Below are 17,686 nucleotides of genomic sequence, written 5' to 3' on the forward strand. Positions count from 1 at the left end.
GCCGGTGCGCATCTGCTCGAGATCCGACAAGAAGCCCGGCTTCAACGGCATGGCATCGCGGATGCCTTGAGCGTGCAGCAACCCGCTGATCCGGTTGGTGTGCATGGTGCGCTCCTTGCACAGCCGATCGCGTTCGCGCGTGCGCCGCTTGCGATCCTCGTCCTCAGGCGTGGGAACGCGAACAATACTGCAGACGCCCGGCTCGCCGCGCAGATGAGCCAGAAATGAACGCATCAGCTGCGCCAGATCGATCCGATCGGTCTTGGCCCGTCGCGCCCGTCGGTTTACCGCGATGCTTGCGGGATCGATCTCGTGATTGACGACCCCGTTATTGCTCAGCCAGCGATCAAGCCAATGACCTTCAAACCCAGCCTCATAGCAGGACAGGATGCAAACCGGCTTGCCCAGCTGCTCCGCCTTCGCTCGCGTCTTCGCCAGAATACTCGACAGCGCCGCCAGGTCCCCGCCCTCGATCTGGTAACGGCTCATCTTCTCGGCGCCGGGCGTCATCACGCCCAGCTTCCAGCTCGATTTGCTCAGTTCGAAAGCAACGTAAACCGTGGCATACTCGCTTCCGACAGGTGTGTCAGTGTGATCAGCCTGCATCGTTGATCCTCGGGGTGAGTTGGTGGTTGGAAACTCAGCTTACCTCCTGACCACCTGTCACCCCATAGGATCTACGCGCCGCCCTCACCCGTGATAGGCGAACAGCTCGATCGGCTCGGCAAAGCCGCGCACCGAATGCTCGCCGACATGTTCGAGCTTGAACTCGCTGGCGACGAGATCGGCGAATTCGCGCGACAGCAGCACCGGCTTGCCGAGCTGTTTGGTCAGGGCCTCGAGCCGCGAGGCCATGTTGACGGCAGGGCCGATCACGGTGAAGTCGAGCCGGGCCTTTGAGCCGATATTGCCGTACATGACGTCGCCGACGTGGACGCCGATGCCGTAGCGCAGCGGCGCGCTGCCGGCAGCGCGCTTCTCGTTCAGCGCGGCCATCGCCTGGCGCGCCTCGGTCACGGCGCGCAGCAAATTGGCGCAGGCCTTTGGCTCGTCGAGCGGAAAGATCGCGAGCAGGCCGTCGCCCATGAATTTCAAAATCTCGCCGCCGTGGCGCGCGATCGGCTCCGACATCGCGTCGAAATAGTCGTTGAGCAGATCGATCACGTCGTCGCGCGGCCAGGAGTCCGAGATCCTGGTGAAATCGCGCAGGTCGCAGATCAGGATGGCGGCACGCACCGTCGCGCCGCTGCCGCGCCTTGTGGCGCCGGCCAGAATCATTTCGCCGGCGTGGGCGCCGACATAGGTTTCCAGCAGCGTGCGCGCCAGCCGGTTCTTCATGCGGATTTCGCTGACCAGCGCCAGCAGCGGCAGCAGGCGCTGCAGCGTTGCGATATGCGCGTCGTCGAAGCCGCCGACCCGGTCGGTGGAGAACGCCACCATATGCTTCTTGCCGAGCGTATGGAGCATCGGCCACGCCACATAGTCGGTCAGTCCCTGCGCCCGCAGCTCGTCGTAGACGCCATGCTTGCGGCCCTGTGCTGGATCGCGGTCGAGCCGCTCGCGGATCTCGCTGACGCCGCCCTGGATCTCCTCGACCGGGCTGCCGATAAATTCGGGGCGCTGCGTGACGTCGTAGTCGACCCGCGTGATCGTCGCCTCCTGCGCGCCGTTGATCCACAGGATCCGGGCGCCGAGCCATTGCGGGTGCTGGATCAACAGATGCAGCGACGCCCGCTTCAGCGGAATGCCCGCGCGCTGCAGCCGCAGGCACAGCTCGGCAAACAGATTGTCGATGAAGCGCTGGTCGCGCGTCTCGGTGGTCAGCCAGCGCACGACGTCGTTTTCGGTCAGCGCGGCGGCGGGATCGATGTCTGGGGGCATGGCGTGGTCCTCGCCGGTCGGGTGCACCGGCGAACCACCATATGTGCGTCGCGTCGCACCGCGTCAATGACCGCCCTGCACGCCCCCCGTGCCGCAGCCGGTTCGGGCACCCGTGGGGCGACGCGGAATCGTTTGGCTTTCGATCCAATCGTATTATTGTTGCATGCAACAACAATTGATGCGCCGTCCGGCGCGAGGATCGAACAGGAGAGATCGCCGTGCCAGCGCGCGCCGCCAAGGCCGAAGCGAAGTCCGAAGCGAAGTCCGCCGTATCGGGGAAGCGAAAGCCGAAGACCGAGGCCCAGGATATCGATGCGAGCGCCCATGTCGGCCTCGACGGCCTCGCCTTGCACGTCGGATACGCGGTGCGGCGCTTTCAGCTCTGGATCTTCCAGGACTTCATCAAGACGCTCGCAACAGTCGACATCACACCGACGCAGTATTCGGTGCTGACGGTGATATCGGCCAATCCAGGCCTGACCCAGATGGCGGTGGCAAAGCGCCTCGGCATCGAGCGCGCCCGGCTGGTCCATCTCTTGAACGCGCTGGAGCAGCGCACCCTGGTCAAGCGCGCGGCCTCCAAGGTCGACCGGCGCAGCCATGCCCTGCATCTCACCGCGTCAGGCGAGGCATCGCTTCGCCAGTTCAAGCTGCTCGCCGCCGAGCACGAGCGGCATGTCATCGAGAAGATCGGCAAGGACAACCGCGAGCGGCTGCTCGAGATCCTCGCGCCGTTCCGCTAGCCGAGTTTGTGCAGCGAGTTTGCGGAGACTCCCCCTCACCCGGATTGCTTCGCAATCCGACCTCTCCCCGCACGCGGGGCGAGGTGAAGCGGAGTCCGTTGCTCACGCCGCGTTCAGCGCCTGCGCGATGTCGGCGACCAGGTCGGAGGGGTGCTCGATGCCGATCGAGAGGCGGATGGTCGAATCGAGCACGCCGATCCTGTGGCGGATCGCGGCCGGCACGCCGGAATGGGTCATGGTGGCCGGCAGGCTCGCCAGCGATTCAGTGCCGCCGAGGCTGACCGCGAGCTTGAATATCTGCAGGCTGTTGAGGAATTTTTCCGCGGCAGCCTGCCCGCCGGCGATGTCGAACGAGAAGGTCGAGCCGGCGCCGGAGCACTGGCCGGCGAACACCCGGCCCGCGGGCGAGCCCGCGTCGTGGTGACCGAGATAATGAACGGCGGCGACCTTGGGATGGTCGCGCAGATAGTCGGCGACGAGCCGCGCGTTGCGGTCGGCCTTCTCCATGCGCAGGCTGAGCGTTTCCAGCGAGCGGCTGATCATCCAGCAGGAATGCGGATCGAGCTGGGTGCCGATGGCGCCGCGCAGCGCCTTGACGTCCTTCATCAGCGCCTTGGAGCCGAGCGCCGCGCCTGCGATCAGGTCGGAATGGCCGCCGACATATTTTGTCAGCGAGTACAGCGACAGATCGGCGCCATGCTCGATCGGCCGCTGAAACACCGGCCCGAGCAGCGTATTGTCGCAGGCGATCACCGGCGTATGGCCTTGCGCCTTGCCGATCATGTCGGCGATCCGCCGCGTCAGCGCGACGTCGACCAGGCCGTTGGTCGGATTGGCCGGCGTCTCGATGAAGATCATCGACACCCGCCCTTTCTTCATCGCCTCTTCCGCAGCAGCGCGGACAGTCGCCTCGTCGAGGCCGTCGGCAAAACCCACCGCGCCGATCGAGAGCCCGGCCAGCGTCTTGGTGAACAGCGTCTCGGTGCCGCCATAGAGCGGTTGCGAATGCAGGATCACGTCGCCCGGCCGCGCGAACGCCAGCACCGTGGTCGAGATCGCCGCCATGCCCGAGGAAAACAGCGCGCAGCTCTCGGTGCGCTCATAGATCGCCAGCCGGTCCTCGACGATCTCGCTGTTCGGATGGTTGAAACGCGAATAGACCAGCCCCGCGCCCATCCCCTCCGGCGGCTCGCGCCGGCCGGCGACAAAGTCGAAAAAGTCCTTGCCGTCCTCGGCGGTGCGAAACACGAAGGTCGAGGTCAGAAACACCGGCGGCTTGACCGCGCCCTCCGACAGCTGCGGGTCGTAGCCGTAGTTCAGCATCAGCGTTTCCGGATGCAGCGTGTGATTGCCGATGTGGGTCCTGGATGGAAACGGTTTTGTCATGGCCGGTCTCCTTGACTTGCGGACACGCCGAACGGGCGGCGATCGCCGGAATCGTCCGTCGAAGGGTAATCCATCCCTGTGAAATCCGCTAAGGCCGCGCTGCGTGATTTCGGTGCACACGGGACGATTTGCCTCGCCCCGTCCTCCACAGCCGGAATCCGCCCTCGAACGCATTGGCGTTGTCGCCGAACCGCACATTGCGCGGCGGGTGATCGACGTGCTCGGCATTGCCGCCGCCGAGCACGACGTAGTCGGGCTCCAGCGCGGCGGCGAGCAGCGCGATGACGTCGTCGACGGTCTTGCGCCACTTCTTCTTGCCGCGGCGTTGCAGGCCCGCCGCGCCGACATAGTCCTCGAAGGTCTTTCCGTGGCGGTACGGCAGATGCCCGAGCTCCATCGGCTCGAAGATGCCGTCCACGATCATCGCCGAGCCGAGGCCAGTGCCGAGGCCAAGGAACAGCATCCGGCCGCCCTGATAGCTGCCGATCGCCTGCATCAGGGCATCGTTGACGACTTTGGTCGGGCGCGCGAACGCCTTCTGGAAGTTGAAGCCGGCCCAGCCGCGGCCGAGATTGTAGGGCTCCCGCAGCGGCCGGTTATTCACGACCGGCCCGGGATAGCCGATCGAGATCACGTCAAAGGACCAGTCCTTGGTCAGCGCCTTGACCTTGCGCACCATTTCTTTGGCCGAGAGGTTGGGACCGGATTCGAACTCGCGCCTGACGCGCTCCCGGTCGGTCATGACCTTGACATGGGTCCCGCCGATGTCGATCACCAGGATCGATCGCCGCGATGTCAGCTTCCTTGCCTTCTTTGCCATGCAAGAGGCATAGCACAGAATTGTAGCCCGGATGAGTGAAGCGACATCCGGGGTTTTTCCGCATGTCGCTCCGCTCATGCGGGCTACGCACTACTACGCGCGACTACATCACGTCGGCGGGGTCAGATCACGCGGTGTAATTACTACCAGCCGCGCTCCAGGTTGCGCACCGCGCCGCTGCGCGCGTCGACGTCGACCTTCATCCAGCGGCCGGCGCCGTCGCGGCCTTCGATCTCCCACTCGTCGCCGAGGAACTGGGTCTCGGAGACCGTCACGATGCCGAGATCGGTTGCGACGTCGAGCGCAGCCTGCATCGAAATCTGGCTACCGGAATCGTAGGCCATCGCCGGCGTCGCTGCGCCGAGCGCGAGGGCCGCGATGATCGGAACAATGACTTTTCGCATGGTGCACTCCTGTCGAACGGTTGAACAATCATCCCGCAATAGAACGAGCGGCAGGGGCACCCGGTTCCGAAATTGGAAAGCACGAAACCGCACGAAACTTCGGCAGTTGCGGCGATTTGGTGACGGTTCCCGCCGCGAGCGCGTCACGGCTTCGTTCCCCATCCGACTCCATTTTGTTCGCAAGGAACGAATCGGAATCGAGCAAATCGGCGCGAAGCAGTTGTTAACAACAGGTTTGCCTCGCGTGCATTGCTTGCGCCTGTCATCGGGCGGCGCGATCGCGCGTCCGATGACGATGTCAGCGATAGCGCGCGCGTCGCGGCCAATTCGGCAGCGTCACTGCGCAAGGCTCAGCAGATCATGGGATCGTCGCCCTGGTCGCAAACACCGCCGGGCATATTCTGAGGCGACGCATGGGATCCGACGGAGAACAGCGGCCGGGTCAAGGCATAGCTGTCTGTCGATTGCCCGGGCTGGGATACACTCACCCTGCTCGTCACCATCTCGTGTCGCCCGGATGCGGGCATCGCCTGCGCCGCGGCTGACGCAGTGAGCATAACGATCGCGAGCAATCCCGCGGACAGGCACTTGACCGACGTCATCGAACTTCTCCTTTGGTGGCTTCAGCATGATCGAGGCACCTTGCCTCTGCTGAATTCAGTTCGTGCACTGGTCATGACGGCCCGCGCCGCGCTTTATTCCGACGCGGCCGGGCCGACGGTCCCGATCAAACTGTTTGTGATGTCTCGTGAGAAATCGAGAAGCAGGGCCGCAATGCCGCCTTGTTCTGCCTCTGACTCCATTTTGTTCGCAAAGAACGAATCGGAATCGAAGAAATCGACACGAATCGATTCTTAACAAGACGTTTGCGCCAATCCGTAGAATCGTAGGGCGGATTAGCGGAGCGTAATCCGCCATCGGTTCAACAGGTGGCGGCGGGTTACGCTTCGCTAACCCACCCTACGCTTTCTACATCATCGTAGTCGAGCTCCGGCCGCAGCGTCCGCATCCTCTCGGCAAGCCGGCGGCTCCCCGTCTCCGCCGCGCGCGCCAACTGGTTGGCGACCGCGACATGATCGGCATCGCTCTTGTGCTGATTGAGCTTTGACTGGCCCTCGATCTCGTCGACGACGAGATCGATCACCCGGATCGCCGCCAGCATCGTCTCGCGTTTGGTCGGCTCCATCTGCGCGAGATCCCAGGGCTGCTTCGGCAGCCGCGCCTCGGCGATCGCAAGCAGCGCATCGCCGTGGCCGCGGTTGTCGCCGGTCTCGCGCAGATGCGCGACGCCGGACAGATGCACCGCCTCGTAGAGCCAGGTCGAGACGTTGTCGCGCGAGGCGTACCAGTCGTTGGAGACGTAGGCGTCGTCGCCGGTGACGATCAGCAGGAAGCGCCGCTTGCCGTCGGCGAGTTCGACCAGCGGGTTCTTCGCCGTGAAGTGCACTTGCACGGTGACGCTGCCATCGCGCTGTTCGATCACGAACGGCACGTGGGATGCGCGCGGCCCGTTCGCGTCCGCGGCGACGATGACGCCAAAGCCACGCGCGGCGGCAAACTCCAGCGCGCGCTGCTTTTCGATCCGGAACTGGGGACGGAGGATGTGCATGACGAGCGGCGATGCGTTCAGGTGATCTCGTACACCGACACCTTGTCGGCGATGCCGCTCAAGGTCACGGTTTTCTGCGTCGGCCGCAAGCCGTTGGCCTCGAGCAGGGCCCGCGTCTCGGCGTTCTCCAGCACCGCCTCCGTCACCACAATCGAGCGCGAGGCGGCTAGTCCCTGGACCCGCGAAGCGATGTTCACGGTCTGGCCGAAATAATCCTGCTGGCCGTTGAGGGTGACGGCAAGGCACGATCCTTCATGAATGCCCATCTTCAGGCGCAGGCTTTGATGCTGCCGCTCGGCGCCGAGATCGCTCATCGCCTCCTGCATGCGGATCGCCGCGGCGATGGCGCGATCGGGGGTCTCGAAGGTCGCCATCACGGCGTCGCCGATGGTTTTCACCACCGCGCCCCGCTCCGCTGCGATGATCTCCTGCAGCAGGCGGAAATGCTCGTTGACGAGATCGAAGGCGACGAGGTCGCCGACGCGATCATACAGCGCGGTGGAATCCTTGAGGTCGCTGAACAGGAAGGTCAGGCTCAGGATCTTGAGGCGCTGGCCGATGGCCAGCGTCTCGGTGCGGTAGAGGTCGCGAAAGGTCTGGTTGGTGAGCAGGCGCTTTGCGGTCAAATACGGCTTGCGCCGCCCGAGGAGATCGTCGAGCGCCTGGCTCGCCACCCACACCGCCGGCAGCACGCGGGCGTCGGTGCGGTTTTCCAAAGTCAGCCGCAGCGGCCCGGGACGCAGCACGGTGGTGTCGACCGGCACCTGGATCTTGTTGAAGACCACGGTGAGATTTTGCCGCTCGCGCGCCTCCTTGCCCCTGACGTCGAGGAATTGCGCCGCATGCGTCACCGGATCGAACACGATCAGCGTGCCCGCCGGCACGTTCATGGACAGGATCGCGCGTTCCCCCGCCGGCAGATCGACGGTTTCGAGCGTGGCCTCGCGCAGCGGCTGCTCCAGATCGTCGGGCAGATCGATCGCCGAACTCCAGAATATCTGGCGGTAGTACTCGGCCACGGACAATTCGTCGGGATTATGCGCCGCGATCTTGCGCAGCCGCGGGCTGACCGTGAAGGTGACCTCGACCAGATTGTCGAGCGTCGTCTCGTACCCCACGGCGCAGAATCCGCAATTGTATTGCGCGCTGGTCAGGGTCTTCAGGCTCTTATTGGCGGACAGCACCCCGGCGCAGCTCGGGCACATCACGGCCCACGTCATCTCGAGCATGCCGAGCGACACCGCATGCAGCAGCCCGGCGATCACCTGCTCCTCGGCCAGACCGCTGCTGGCCGCAAGGTCGAGCGGGTTCATCCGGTTCAGCGCAAGGTCCGGGGCATCCCGCACCATGCGCTCGAGCATGTCGACGACCGCCTCGTCGACCGACTGACGCAGCACAGCAAACAGGGTCTCGGCTTCACTCATGCGGCAAATGTCGCATGAATGCCGACCCGGCGGAAGCCCGCGGGCAAATCAATTGCGCGTATTGCCGAGCCTCCGGGCTCGCCCCACTCACAACTGTCATCGCCCGGCCTGTGCGCAATTGCGCACATGGACCGGGCGATCCAGTACGCCGCGGCTTCTCGGCTCTATCACCTCAGCCTCTGGAATACTGGATCACCCGCTTCCGCGGGTGATGACACCGAGTGAGCTGTTTTGACGCTTGGATCAACCCAACACCATCCCCGTCATCCTGAGGTGCGAGCCTTGCAGCGCGATTGCGCTGCTGGGCGAGCCTCGAAGGATGAATCGGCCCGGCTGGTGGCCGTCGATCCTTCGAGGCTCGCAAGAGCTCGCACCTCAGGATGACGGATCGTAGTGCCTGCCCGATCCATTCCACCGTTGAATTGACAGCAGGTGGCAGTTACCCTTCCCCCACCTCGCGCGACGGAAGGAACATCATGAACGGCAATCGGTATTACGGGGTTCGCGTCGAGGGCGCGAAATATGGCGTGGGGTTCGGCTCGGCGCTGGCGATCGCGATTTCCTACACCAAGAACCACTCGATCCTGTGGGCGATCATCCACGGCATTTTGGGCTGGTTCTACGTGATCTATGCCGCGCTGTTCGGGTGACGCGCAAGCGATGAGCGTGATCTCCATTCAGTCGCAGGTGGCCTGGGGCCATGTCGGCAACAGCGCCGCGGTGTTTCCGATCCAGCTCGCCGGCATCGACGTCGTGGCGGTGCCGACCACGCTGCTCAGCAACCGGCCGGGCTATCCGACCATTCGCGGCCGGGTGCTCGACGTGCAGCTGGTCGCGGATCTCCTGCAAGGCGTCGAGGAGCGCGGCGCGATCGCGGCCGCAACCATGATCCTGTCGGGGTATCTCGGCTCGGCCGACATCGCCCACGAGGTCGCCGATTTCGTCGCCCGCGCCAAGGCGCAGAACCCGGCGCTGCTGTATTGCTGCGATCCCGTGCTCGGCGACCGCGACCGCGGCATGTTCGTGCGCCCGGACATCCCGCCGCTGGTGCGCGACACCCTGTGCCCGCTCGCCGACATCATCACGCCCAATCATTTCGAGTTCGAATTTCTCTGCGGCGCGCGCGCGGCGACGGCCGGCGATCTGATCGCGCGGGCCGGTGCGGTGATGGCGCGCGGCCCCTCGACCATCGTCGTCACCAGCGCCGAGCTCGCCGATACGCCTGACGGCGAGATCGAGACGCTCGCGATCGAACGCAGCGGCGGCTGGCGCGTCCGCACGCCGCGCGTGCCGATCAGCCCGTCCGGCACCGGCGACCTGTTCGCGGCGCTGTTCGCGTCGGCCCGCGTGCGCGGCGCGGCGACGCCGGCTGCGCTGAGCTATGCGGCATCCGCGATCCACGGCGTGCTCGAGCGCACCGCGCAGCGAGGCACCGAGGAAATGCGCATTGTCGAGAGCGCGGACGTGATGCTTGATCCGAAGCGCCGCTTCGCGGCCATTGCCACACCCCATCACCCGGGACGCGTTTCATGATCGACCTCACCACCCTTCTCACCTACGCGGCCGTCGTGCTCGGCCTGTTCCTGATCCCCGGCCCGGCCGTGCTGCTGGTGCTGGCGCGCTCCGTGACCGGCGGCCCGCGGGTCGGCGTCGCCACCGGGTTCGGGATTGCGCTCGGCGATCTCGTCCACACCGCGATGGCGACGTTCGGCCTGTCGGCGGTGCTGATGACCTCGGCGCTGGCGTTCTCGATCGTAAAATATGCCGGCGTGATCTATCTGATCGTGCTCGGCATCCGCGCGCTGTTCGAGAGGAACGACGACCTGCACCTGCCGGCGTCGCAGCCGGTCGATGCGCAGCGCGCGTTCCGCCAGGCGATCTGGGCCGAAATGCTCAACCCGAAGACCGCGCTGTTCTTCCTCGCCTTCCTGCCGCAGTTCGTGCACCCCGATCACGGCTCCGCGGTCGCGCAGTTCGCCACCCTCGGCCTGATCTTCGTCGCGATGAGCGCGGCCTACACCTCGCTGCTGGCGCTCGCGGCCGGCCAGATCAGCCCGTGGATCCGGCGTAACAAGAGCATCGGGCGCTGGCAGGGCCGCGTCGTCGGCACCATCTACATCGCGCTCGGCGTCCGCCTCGCCTTCCAAGAACGATGACCAGCGGTGAGCCGAAGATGTCTCCCCTGAAGCCGCAAGCCAGCTACGACGACTTCGCCCGACTCGATATCCGAATCGGGAAGGTCGTCGAGGTGCAGCCGTTTCCGCGCGCCCGCAACCCGTCTTACAAGGTCGGCGTCGACGTCGGCGCGGAACGAATCATGTGGTCGAGCGCGCAGATCACCAATTATGAACCGGCGGCGCTGCTCGGCTCGCTGGTGGTGTGCGTCTGCAATTTCGGCGCCAAGAATATCGCGGGCTTCACCTCGGAACTCTTGATTCTCGGCGTCAAGGACGCCGCGGGCAACGTCATCGTGCTCGGCCCGCGCAGCGAGGTTAACGTGGGCGAAGCGGTCTTCTGACCTCGCTGATCACGGCCGCGTGATTCAAATCGTCAGCAATTCCCGTAGTTTCCCGATGGGGGATCATCCGGATTCTCCGAAACGATCCTCCCTGCTATCACAGCGTGCGAGATGAGACTCGCCATGGGAATGGGAATCCGGAAATGCCCGCAGTCTACTTCCACTGTTCCGACGACCAGCATGTGATCCTGGATCGCGCCGGTGCCGCGATGAACCTCGCCGAAGCGCGCCTGCATGCCGAACGCCTGGTGCGCAGCTATCTGATGACGCCGAGCGCGGAGGACTGGCGGAACTGGGTGCTGCATGTCACCGACGATCTCGGCGACGAGATCTTCGAGCTGCCCTTCGTCGACGTGCTCGGCGAGCTGCACTGAGAGGGCGCCATGCAGTCGATGGAACTCACCCTGCGATCGCTGCGCCGCCGCCTCGCCGTCCTGGTCGCGCGCGGCCTGGCGCTGATCGAAGGCGTCTCGCACCCCTATCGCCCCGAATTGCATTACATGCGGGGCCCCGGCCCGAAATGGCGCGCCCGGCATCAGGCCGCGCTGCGCGACTAAAGTCGAAGGCGGCGCGGCGGCGCCCTCAACGAGAAAAGGCCGGCGGGCGTTACGCCACCGGCCCTCTCCTGCAGCTGCCGGCTCGAACAGTCCGGTTCCGCCGCAATTCCAGCCTGGCTCAAGCTTGCCGTGAGACTTTTAATCAAATCTTAACGCCATGGCGGTGAGCTGGGTCACACGGACTCCATCATTGTGCCGCGCATCTGCTCGGTTGCTGATCAAGCGTGATGTTCTGCACATGGTTTTGCGCCAATCGCTCGACGAACAAGCGCAACGCACGCAGGAAACACACGACTCAGTGTTACCCTGTGCTGCATACCGAAGGAGACATCGGAATGCCGTACTACACCTTCGATCTTGTGGTGGGAGACGAGTTCCGTAATCAGGGAACCATCATCCTCGAAAACCTTCTCGTGGCCTCCGATCGCGCCGACCAGCTCGCCTGCGAGCTGTCGCAGGTCAAGCCGGAGCTGAAGGCGCGCGGCTGCGCGGTCCGCGTCACCGACGCCGATCGCAGCGAGCTGTATCGCACGCCGCTCGATCCGGTGCCGCAATGGCGCAAGGCGGGCTAGCGTCCGCCACTACGACTGGACTTGCCGCTCGCGTCAGGTGACCGCCCTCACCGCGCGGTCTTGATCTTGGCGCGCGTGGCGACCGGGTCGACCAGGCCCGGCAGGAAGCTGAAATTGGCCGACGTCTTGCCGTCGACCAGCGTCGCGAAGTTGTGGCAGCTGATGCACGAGCCGGGACCCGGCAGGCTCGGATCGCTGCCGGTGTAGTTCTGGATGTAGGTCTCGAGCGTGATGTTCGAGAGCATGCCCGGCACTGCGTTCGATGGCACCGGATTCGGCGGCGTCGGCGGCTCGAGCTGGCCGCCCCATTGCGTGCCGATCAGCATGTAGTTTTGGAACACGCTCTTCGTCGAGGCCAGCGCCATCCGCCACTGCTCGTTCAGATTGGTGGTGGTCGGATAGATCTGCCAGCAGCGCACCGCCTGCGGCAGCGCGGTGGCCTTGCTGGTGCCGCCCTGCGCATAAGGCGGCCGCGGATTCCACGGGAACCGCGTCTTGGTGCCGAGCAGGTTCTGCGGCGCGATGTTGGTGCCGAGCCCCGGCTGTGCCGGATCGTAGTACGAGTAATGCGCGCCGGGCGCGCTCGCCGCCGGCCCGCAGCTCGGCTGGTTGATCCAGTAGGTCGGGCTCTTGGCATCGCCGCAACCGTTGGAGACGTTGCACGGGGTCTGCGCCTGCGGCGCGTTGTTGACGTGCTCGAAGGTCGCCCAGATCCATTGCGGCCGCAGCGCCTTGTTCTTCTCGACGAACGGATTGCGCTGCAGGATGTGCATCCCGACCAGGCCAACCTTCTCGCTGCGGCAGAACGGCTGGCCGTTGCTGACGAGATCGCCGGAGACCGCGAGCAGGATGTTTTGCGTATAATATTTCGAGACGTCGTCCTTGCTGGGATCGAGCACACGCCACGCCGCCTTGATCTCGATCGAGCCGTTCTTGCCGTCGGGCATCGAGGCCGACGCGGTGAATTCGGCGCCCTTCGGGTTGTTCTTGATGAAATTGAGCTGCCCGTCGCGCGTCGTCAGCTTCTGCGACGACAGGCCCTGGGGCGCGCGCAAATACGACGCCTCGATCGCGTTGACGCGGCGCTCGAACAGCGTCCAGTTGCCGTTGACGTCGATCAGCGGCAAATTGGTCGAGGCCTGCAGATATTCTTCATTGTTCGGCGCCGGCGCGCCGTTGCCGTCGGAGCCGATGTAGAACGTCGGCAGCGCGAGTGCCTGGCGGCAGCCGGCGCGGTTCTTCGAATTGCCGAACAGCGCGCTGACCTTGGGATAGCCCTGCCAGACCCGCGGCCCCGGCATCGTCAGCCCCTGCGCCGCCGGCTGGTCGACGCCGCTGAGCGCCCAGTTCAGCGCCACGAACATCTGCCAGGCCATGTTGTCGAACGGGGTTTGCAGATCCTCCGACGCCTTCTGCGGCGGCTGGCCGTAGAGACCGTTGTAGCCGTCGGTGAGCGCGAGCAGCGGATCCGGCCCGATATAGGCCGGCAGCTTTGCGCACAGCGCGCCCTTGCCGTCGACGCAGAACTGCGCCTGCGGCTGATAGGAGGACTGCGTCTGCGCGACCAGCGGCGACGCCGCGATCGCCACCGCAATCACGAACGGCAGCAGGATTGCAGATAGCCATGTCTTCATGGTCTTCGTCTTCATGGAAGCCCCCGAACCCCCCGACCAAAGCCGTCAAACGCCCGCAACCGGGCGCTGCGGACAGTCGCCCGGCACCAGAAACAGAGTTGAAATATAGCTAGCTCACTACTTGAGATTAATAACATCGCCGGTGCGGCTGCACAACCGTGATTTATATTCACTATTTAAGATTGTAACCGCAGCCGAGCGACGGAGACGGTGTCTGCACGCGACGCCATTACTTCTTCAGGGACAGCCGGCCGATGAAGTCACGCTTGCCGAGTGGCGCGCCCTTGTGGCGCAGGATGTCGTAGGCCGTCGTCGAGTGGAAAAAGAAGTTCGGCAGCGAGAACGACATCAAAAAGCCTTCCGCCGTGAACGGCATCGTGCGGTCGCCGACCTTGAAGGTGACGTCGCGTCCGACCAGCGCGTTGACGTCATCAGGCGCCAGGCCCGAGAGCTCGCTATGCGCATCCTTCACCAACGCCTGCAACGCGGCATAGTCCAGGTCCGGCTTGGCTGAAGGCGGCACGAACACGCCGTTCTTCGCCGCGTCCATCGCGCCGCGCGAATGATGCGCGAGCGAGACCACCTGGAAGCGGAGCGGCAGCATGTCGGGAAACAGCCGGGTCTCGACGATCTCGGCGGGATCGACGCCCGCCTCCTTGAAGTGCGCGAGGCTCTTGTCGAGGAAGCTGGTCACGGCGCCGAGGATCTGCAGGTAATTGGCGACGGTTGCGTCGTAGAGTGAAAAAGCCATGGCGAATTCCCCCAGATGAAATTGTGCTGTTTTGCAATTATAGAGGTCCCGGAATTTCCGGCCAAGGCAAGTATCAAGGCCAGCCAAGTATCAAGGCAAGCGTCACGCAAGCAGCGCCGGGGCATCGCAAGCCGCACGATCCGGCGGAGATCGCCAGATCATGTGCTCAGGCATCTTTCTTGCCGGGTCGTCAGCCCTGGCTCGGGCCGCGCATGATCTTCATGGCCTGCTCGACATGACGCCAGTCGCGGGCCTCGTCGGTGTCGCCCTTGCTCTCGCACGCGATGGCGTTCTGCGCGGCCTGGGCGATCGCCTGCGGGCCGTGCTTCTGCAGCATTTGACGTGCGATGGTGTGGATTTCGGTCTCGGCAATCATGACGCTCTCCTCCGCTGTCCGATCTCGCAGGGACCGGCCTGGCGCTGTCCCGCGGGGCTGGGATCAAAACCGCCGAATGCGATATCTGGTTCCAGGCGACGGCCCGACTCGCCGCAATGACGGGTTCCAGGCGCCGCGCCAGCGGGTTACGCTTCAACACCGACCCGAATTGCTGTGACCATGGCCCAGAACATCTATGACGATCCCGGCTTCTTTGCCGGCTACAGCCAATTGCCGCGGCAGGTCCGCGGCCTCGTCGGCGCGCCCGAATGGCCCGCGATCCGCGCCATGCTGCCCGATGTCACCGGCAAGCGCGTGGTCGATCTCGGCTGCGGCTTCGGCTGGGCCGCGCGCTGGATGCGCGAGCAAGGCGCCACCGGCGTGCTCGGCATCGACCTGTCGCAGAACATGATCGCGCGGGCGAAAGAGATGACGCAGGATCCGGCCATCGCGTACGAGATCGCCGATCTCGAAACGCTCGAATTGCCGGAGGGCGCGTTCGATCTCGCCTACAGCGCGCTCGCCTTCCACTACGTCAGGGATTTTGACCGGCTGGCGCGCATGCTGCATCGCGCCCTGCGCCCGGAGTCGCATTTGGTCTTCACCATCGAACATCCGGTCTACATGGCGGCCGCGCATCCGCGCTGGGGAGCCGATGAGGACGGCCGCAAGACCTGGCCGGTCAACCGCTACTTTGTCGAAGGCGAACGGCGGACCGAATGGTACGTGCAAGGCGTGCTGAAATATCACCGCACCATCGGCACCACGCTCAACACGCTGATGAGCGCGGGCTTCACGCTCCGCCATGTCGAGGAGTTCTCACCGACGCCGGAGCAGATCGCGGCGATGCCTGAACTCGCCGACGAGCTCGAACGCCCGATGATGCTGCTGGTGTCAGCGCAGCGCTAGATTCTCGTTTGACGCGTTTTCTTCACGCGAACCGGCATCCACTTCGCTGGAAAACGCTCTCACGCCGCCGCGAGCTTGTCGAAATCCTCCGGCGGGTAGGATTTGCCGTCCTTGTCGGTGATGACGACCTGCCATCCCTCGCTGGCCCAGACGCGAGCCTTGGCCACGATGAGCCAGGTGCTCTCGCGTTCAATTCTGACCGTTTCGTTCTCGCGTTCTGCGATCATCTTGTAGGCCAACGCTAGTCCCTCGCCGACGCATTCTGCTCGCCCGTCTGTTGGCAGCGGCTTTGGGCCGGAATTCGCCGGGAGCGTGACAATTTGGTGAAAGCGCTTGCGCACGCACCCCAGACGCGCAACGTGCGGTCGCGGCTACGCCAGCTTTCCCATCAAGGTCAGCATGTCCAGCGCCGACGAGTTGACATTGACGCTGCGCGCGAACCGCATCTGCGGCCCCTCGAAGGTGCAGGTCACGGTGTCGCGGAACGCCGATTCGACGAAGGTCCAGGTCATCACGAAGGTGCGCACGTCGCGCCAGCTGCCGCTCGCGACCACGCGCATCAGATCCGGCTGGTACTCGTGGTGCAGCTTGTTGCCGGTCATCGTCGTCGTGCCCTCGCGCGGCGCGTCGAGCCCGACCTCGATTCTGTGCGTGCCCCTGCCGTCCTCGAGCGTGAAGGTGCAGGTCTTGTCGGCGAAGCTGAGAGTCACCGACTTGATGGCGTCGGCATTCTCCGGCATCTGCCAGGTCTTGCCCGAAATTCCGGCGGCGACCGGCGACGATGCCGGCACCAGCGGCGGCAGCAATTGCAGCGCCGCGGTGCGCGCCTTCAGCCTGGCTGCATCGGCATCGTTGTTCGCCGCCGCGCCGGAGAACATCGCGGGGAAATGGCGGAACACGAGCTTGTTGAAGCCGCTGCGTTGCGGAATGCCGGCCGTGATCGCCACCACCGCATTGTGCTTCGGGAAGACGAAGCTGAGCTGGTCGAACAGGCCGTCGGCGTAGAAGGTGCCTTCGGGTCCGATCCACCATTGATAGCCGTAGGTATCCTTGACGTGCGGCTGCTGCACGGCGGCGACCCAGTCGGCCGGCAGCACCTGCTTGCCGTTCCACATCCCGTTCTGCGCGTGCAGGATGCCGAGCTTGAGGGCGTCGACCGTCTTCCAGCTCAAGCCGTTGGCGCCCGGCGAGATGCCCTCCGGCCCGACCGGCCACTCATGGCCTGAAATTTCTAGCGGATCAAAAAGTCGCGGCTTCAGATAATCGGCCACCGCCTCTCCGGTCGTCCTGGTCACGATCGCGGACAGCAGATAGGTCGCCGCCGAGGTGTAGACCCATTTGGTGCCGGGCTGGTGGACCACCGGGATCTTGAAGAACTCGGCGACCCAGCTGGTCTTGATCGGCCGCCATGCCGAGCCCGACGTCATCGACGCATGGCCGGTGCGCATGGTCAGGAGATCTTCAACGGTCATTGCGGCGAGCTTGTCGTCGACGACCGGCGGCAGCTTGTCCTTGAAGAACGACACCGCCTTGTCCTGCAGGCCGAACCGCTTGTCGGCGATCGCAAGGCCCACCGCGCAGGCGGTGACGCTCTTGGTCAGCGAATGCATCATGTGGTTGAGGTCGGCGCGGTACGGCGACCACCAGCCCTCGGCGACCACCCGGCCGTTACGCCAGAGCATGAAGCTGTGCAGCTCGTAGCCTTGGCGATCAACGTCGTCGAGGAAATCTGTGATCGCCGACGGCGCGATGCCCTGCTCGTCGGGCCGGCCGCGCACGAGCCCGTCGGCAGAGGCGGTCTCGGCTCGTGCCGGCGTAACGATGCGCCCATCCGGCGCAAACATCATGGCCGCGCCGCCCATGAACAGCTGCAACGCACCGCGTCGCGATGGCTGCCCCAATGAGATGCCGTCGGATTTTTCGTTGTTGTCTGGCATGGCGCGCCCCTCGGGAAGAGGAGCGGAGGTTATGGCGCCGGCCGGCCCTGTCAACGTAGGGCAATCGCATATGTGGCGCACAAGCTCATCAGCTGGCTCACTTCGCCTGTCCCGCTTGCGGGGGAGGCCGACGCGCATCGTGAGATGCGTGGCGGGTGGGGGGTG

The 17,686-nt window shown here is 64.8% G+C and carries 23 protein-coding genes; 10 read left to right on the forward strand and 13 right to left on the reverse strand.

Going from position 1 to position 17,686, the window contains the following annotated elements; genetic code table 11:
- The coding region (locus tag CI41S_RS25750; RefSeq protein WP_139862184.1) for a transposase at positions 1 to 606 on the reverse strand (606 nt) is incomplete at its 3' end.
- 84 nt (positions 607 to 690) lie between these two features.
- The gene (locus CI41S_RS25755; RefSeq protein WP_139862185.1) at positions 691 to 1,881 is read right to left on the reverse strand and encodes an adenylate/guanylate cyclase domain-containing protein; all 1,191 of its coding nucleotides are present in this window, start codon (positions 1,879 to 1,881) and stop codon (positions 691 to 693) included.
- Between the two features lie 218 nt (positions 1,882 to 2,099).
- Between CI41S_RS25755 and CI41S_RS25760 the strand changes: the two genes are divergently transcribed.
- Positions 2,100 to 2,624, forward strand: coding sequence for a MarR family winged helix-turn-helix transcriptional regulator (locus tag CI41S_RS25760; RefSeq protein WP_172628198.1), 525 nt, complete (start codon positions 2,100 to 2,102; stop codon positions 2,622 to 2,624).
- Between the two features lie 102 nt (positions 2,625 to 2,726).
- On the opposite strand, the gene CI41S_RS25765 is transcribed toward CI41S_RS25760, so the two are convergent.
- From CI41S_RS25765 to CI41S_RS25780, 4 genes are all read right to left on the reverse strand, one after another.
- Positions 2,727 to 4,010 carry a cystathionine gamma-synthase family protein gene (locus CI41S_RS25765; RefSeq protein ID WP_139862186.1) on the reverse strand — a complete coding sequence of 428 codons (1,284 nt, stop codon included), beginning with the start codon at positions 4,008 to 4,010 and terminating at the stop codon, positions 2,727 to 2,729.
- 88 nt (positions 4,011 to 4,098) lie between these two features.
- Positions 4,099 to 4,830 carry an ROK family protein gene (locus CI41S_RS25770; RefSeq protein WP_139862187.1) on the reverse strand — a complete coding sequence of 244 codons (732 nt, stop codon included), beginning with the start codon at positions 4,828 to 4,830 and terminating at the stop codon, positions 4,099 to 4,101.
- Between the two features lie 143 nt (positions 4,831 to 4,973).
- Positions 4,974 to 5,234: a PepSY domain-containing protein gene (locus CI41S_RS25775; protein WP_139484027.1), complete on the reverse strand. Its 261-nt coding sequence runs from the start codon at positions 5,232 to 5,234 to the stop codon at positions 4,974 to 4,976.
- Positions 5,235 to 5,584: 350 nt separating this feature from the next.
- Positions 5,585 to 5,836 carry a hypothetical protein gene (locus tag CI41S_RS25780; RefSeq protein WP_139484028.1) on the reverse strand — a complete coding sequence of 84 codons (252 nt, stop codon included), beginning with the start codon at positions 5,834 to 5,836 and terminating at the stop codon, positions 5,585 to 5,587.
- Between CI41S_RS25780 and CI41S_RS25785 the strand changes: the two genes are divergently transcribed.
- Positions 5,823 to 6,092 carry a hypothetical protein gene (locus tag CI41S_RS25785; protein WP_139862188.1) on the forward strand — a complete coding sequence of 90 codons (270 nt, stop codon included), beginning with the start codon at positions 5,823 to 5,825 and terminating at the stop codon, positions 6,090 to 6,092. The genes CI41S_RS25780 and CI41S_RS25785 overlap by 14 nt on opposite strands.
- Positions 6,093 to 6,174: 82 nt before the next feature.
- Here CI41S_RS25785 and CI41S_RS25790 read toward each other — a convergent pair whose 3' ends face one another.
- The gene (locus CI41S_RS25790) at positions 6,175 to 6,843 is read right to left on the reverse strand and encodes an FMN-binding negative transcriptional regulator (protein ID WP_139862189.1); all 669 of its coding nucleotides are present in this window, start codon (positions 6,841 to 6,843) and stop codon (positions 6,175 to 6,177) included.
- Between the two features lie 17 nt (positions 6,844 to 6,860).
- The gene (locus CI41S_RS25795) at positions 6,861 to 8,267 is read right to left on the reverse strand and encodes an adenylate/guanylate cyclase domain-containing protein (RefSeq protein ID WP_139862190.1); all 1,407 of its coding nucleotides are present in this window, start codon (positions 8,265 to 8,267) and stop codon (positions 6,861 to 6,863) included.
- Between the two features lie 476 nt (positions 8,268 to 8,743).
- Here CI41S_RS25795 and CI41S_RS43675 point away from each other — a divergent pair, with 476 nt between their 5' ends.
- The 7 genes from CI41S_RS43675 (at position 8,744) to CI41S_RS25820 (ending at position 11,914) form a co-directional block, all read left to right on the forward strand.
- Entirely contained in the window at positions 8,744 to 8,917 is a 174-nt protein-coding gene (locus CI41S_RS43675) for a hypothetical protein (protein ID WP_172628199.1), read from the forward strand.
- A 10-nt stretch (positions 8,918 to 8,927) separates the two neighbouring features.
- Complete coding sequence (gene pdxY, locus CI41S_RS25800) at positions 8,928 to 9,800, forward strand: pyridoxal kinase PdxY (RefSeq protein ID WP_139862191.1); 873 nt, start codon at positions 8,928 to 8,930, stop codon at positions 9,798 to 9,800.
- Positions 9,797 to 10,423: a LysE family translocator gene (locus tag CI41S_RS25805; RefSeq protein ID WP_139484033.1), complete on the forward strand. Its 627-nt coding sequence runs from the start codon at positions 9,797 to 9,799 to the stop codon at positions 10,421 to 10,423. The genes pdxY and CI41S_RS25805 overlap by 4 nt, the downstream gene beginning before the upstream one ends.
- Positions 10,424 to 10,440: 17 nt before the next feature.
- A complete protein-coding gene (locus tag CI41S_RS25810; protein ID WP_139484034.1) occupies positions 10,441 to 10,785 on the forward strand; it encodes a tRNA-binding protein in 345 nt (114 codons plus the stop codon).
- 143 nt (positions 10,786 to 10,928) lie between these two features.
- Positions 10,929 to 11,159, forward strand: a complete 231-nt coding sequence (locus CI41S_RS25815; RefSeq protein WP_139484035.1) for a DUF6894 family protein — start codon at positions 10,929 to 10,931, stop codon at positions 11,157 to 11,159.
- A gap of 9 nt (positions 11,160 to 11,168) precedes the next feature.
- Positions 11,169 to 11,342 (forward strand): hypothetical protein, encoded by a 174-nt coding sequence (locus tag CI41S_RS43680; RefSeq protein ID WP_172626951.1) that lies wholly within the window; start codon positions 11,169 to 11,171, stop codon positions 11,340 to 11,342.
- 335 nt (positions 11,343 to 11,677) lie between these two features.
- Positions 11,678 to 11,914 carry a DUF6894 family protein gene (locus tag CI41S_RS25820; protein ID WP_139484036.1) on the forward strand — a complete coding sequence of 79 codons (237 nt, stop codon included), beginning with the start codon at positions 11,678 to 11,680 and terminating at the stop codon, positions 11,912 to 11,914.
- A 47-nt stretch (positions 11,915 to 11,961) separates the two neighbouring features.
- Here CI41S_RS25820 and CI41S_RS25825 read toward each other — a convergent pair whose 3' ends face one another.
- From CI41S_RS25825 to CI41S_RS25835, 3 genes are all read right to left on the reverse strand, one after another.
- Positions 11,962 to 13,563 carry a hypothetical protein gene (locus CI41S_RS25825; RefSeq protein WP_244626702.1) on the reverse strand — a complete coding sequence of 534 codons (1,602 nt, stop codon included), beginning with the start codon at positions 13,561 to 13,563 and terminating at the stop codon, positions 11,962 to 11,964.
- A gap of 214 nt (positions 13,564 to 13,777) precedes the next feature.
- A complete protein-coding gene (locus CI41S_RS25830) occupies positions 13,778 to 14,299 on the reverse strand; it encodes a DUF1993 domain-containing protein (RefSeq protein ID WP_139862192.1) in 522 nt (173 codons plus the stop codon).
- Positions 14,300 to 14,489: 190 nt separating this feature from the next.
- The gene (locus tag CI41S_RS25835) at positions 14,490 to 14,675 is read right to left on the reverse strand and encodes a hypothetical protein (RefSeq protein WP_139484038.1); all 186 of its coding nucleotides are present in this window, start codon (positions 14,673 to 14,675) and stop codon (positions 14,490 to 14,492) included.
- 180 nt (positions 14,676 to 14,855) lie between these two features.
- On the opposite strand from CI41S_RS25835, the gene CI41S_RS25840 reads away from it, so the two are divergent.
- Positions 14,856 to 15,584 (forward strand): class I SAM-dependent methyltransferase, encoded by a 729-nt coding sequence (locus CI41S_RS25840; protein ID WP_139862193.1) that lies wholly within the window; start codon positions 14,856 to 14,858, stop codon positions 15,582 to 15,584.
- A 59-nt stretch (positions 15,585 to 15,643) separates the two neighbouring features.
- Here CI41S_RS25840 and CI41S_RS25845 read toward each other — a convergent pair whose 3' ends face one another.
- Positions 15,644 to 15,823 (reverse strand): hypothetical protein, encoded by a 180-nt coding sequence (locus tag CI41S_RS25845; protein WP_139484040.1) that lies wholly within the window; start codon positions 15,821 to 15,823, stop codon positions 15,644 to 15,646.
- A gap of 132 nt (positions 15,824 to 15,955) precedes the next feature.
- Entirely contained in the window at positions 15,956 to 17,521 is a 1,566-nt protein-coding gene (locus CI41S_RS25850) for a serine hydrolase domain-containing protein (protein ID WP_172628200.1), read from the reverse strand.
- Positions 17,522 to 17,686 lie beyond the last annotated feature (165 nt).

This window comes from Bradyrhizobium ivorense, from assembly GCF_900696085.1.
GTDB classification, from domain to species: Bacteria; Pseudomonadota; Alphaproteobacteria; order Rhizobiales; family Xanthobacteraceae; genus Bradyrhizobium; species Bradyrhizobium ivorense.

What these genes read in the sequence shown, in the direction of transcription:
- CI41S_RS25815 (WP_139484035.1), top strand. Translation starts at nt 10,929, where the DNA reads ATGCCCGCAGTCTACTTCCACTGTTCCGACGACCAGCATGTGATCCTG.
- CI41S_RS25825 (WP_244626702.1), bottom strand. Translation starts at nt 13,563, where the DNA reads ATGAAGACGAAGACCATGAAGACATGGCTATCTGCAATCCTGCTGCCG.
- CI41S_RS25850 (WP_172628200.1), bottom strand. Translation starts at nt 17,521, where the DNA reads ATGCCAGACAACAACGAAAAATCCGACGGCATCTCATTGGGGCAGCCA.
- CI41S_RS25840 (WP_139862193.1), top strand. Translation starts at nt 14,856, where the DNA reads ATGGCCCAGAACATCTATGACGATCCCGGCTTCTTTGCCGGCTACAGC.
- CI41S_RS25755 (WP_139862185.1), bottom strand. Translation starts at nt 1,881, where the DNA reads ATGCCCCCAGACATCGATCCCGCCGCCGCGCTGACCGAAAACGACGTC.
- CI41S_RS25765 (WP_139862186.1), bottom strand. Translation starts at nt 4,010, where the DNA reads ATGACAAAACCGTTTCCATCCAGGACCCACATCGGCAATCACACGCTG.
- CI41S_RS25795 (WP_139862190.1), bottom strand. Translation starts at nt 8,267, where the DNA reads ATGAGTGAAGCCGAGACCCTGTTTGCTGTGCTGCGTCAGTCGGTCGAC.
- CI41S_RS25835 (WP_139484038.1), bottom strand. Translation starts at nt 14,675, where the DNA reads ATGATTGCCGAGACCGAAATCCACACCATCGCACGTCAAATGCTGCAG.
- CI41S_RS25810 (WP_139484034.1), top strand. Translation starts at nt 10,441, where the DNA reads ATGTCTCCCCTGAAGCCGCAAGCCAGCTACGACGACTTCGCCCGACTC.
- CI41S_RS25790 (WP_139862189.1), bottom strand. Translation starts at nt 6,843, where the DNA reads ATGCACATCCTCCGTCCCCAGTTCCGGATCGAAAAGCAGCGCGCGCTG.
- CI41S_RS25820 (WP_139484036.1), top strand. Translation starts at nt 11,678, where the DNA reads ATGCCGTACTACACCTTCGATCTTGTGGTGGGAGACGAGTTCCGTAAT.
- CI41S_RS25830 (WP_139862192.1), bottom strand. Translation starts at nt 14,299, where the DNA reads ATGGCTTTTTCACTCTACGACGCAACCGTCGCCAATTACCTGCAGATC.
- CI41S_RS43675 (WP_172628199.1), top strand. Translation starts at nt 8,744, where the DNA reads ATGAACGGCAATCGGTATTACGGGGTTCGCGTCGAGGGCGCGAAATAT.
- CI41S_RS25780 (WP_139484028.1), bottom strand. Translation starts at nt 5,836, where the DNA reads ATGACGTCGGTCAAGTGCCTGTCCGCGGGATTGCTCGCGATCGTTATG.
- CI41S_RS25770 (WP_139862187.1), bottom strand. Translation starts at nt 4,830, where the DNA reads ATGGCAAAGAAGGCAAGGAAGCTGACATCGCGGCGATCGATCCTGGTG.
- CI41S_RS43680 (WP_172626951.1), top strand. Translation starts at nt 11,169, where the DNA reads ATGCAGTCGATGGAACTCACCCTGCGATCGCTGCGCCGCCGCCTCGCC.
- CI41S_RS25805 (WP_139484033.1), top strand. Translation starts at nt 9,797, where the DNA reads ATGATCGACCTCACCACCCTTCTCACCTACGCGGCCGTCGTGCTCGGC.
- pdxY (WP_139862191.1), top strand. Translation starts at nt 8,928, where the DNA reads ATGAGCGTGATCTCCATTCAGTCGCAGGTGGCCTGGGGCCATGTCGGC.
- CI41S_RS25775 (WP_139484027.1), bottom strand. Translation starts at nt 5,234, where the DNA reads ATGCGAAAAGTCATTGTTCCGATCATCGCGGCCCTCGCGCTCGGCGCA.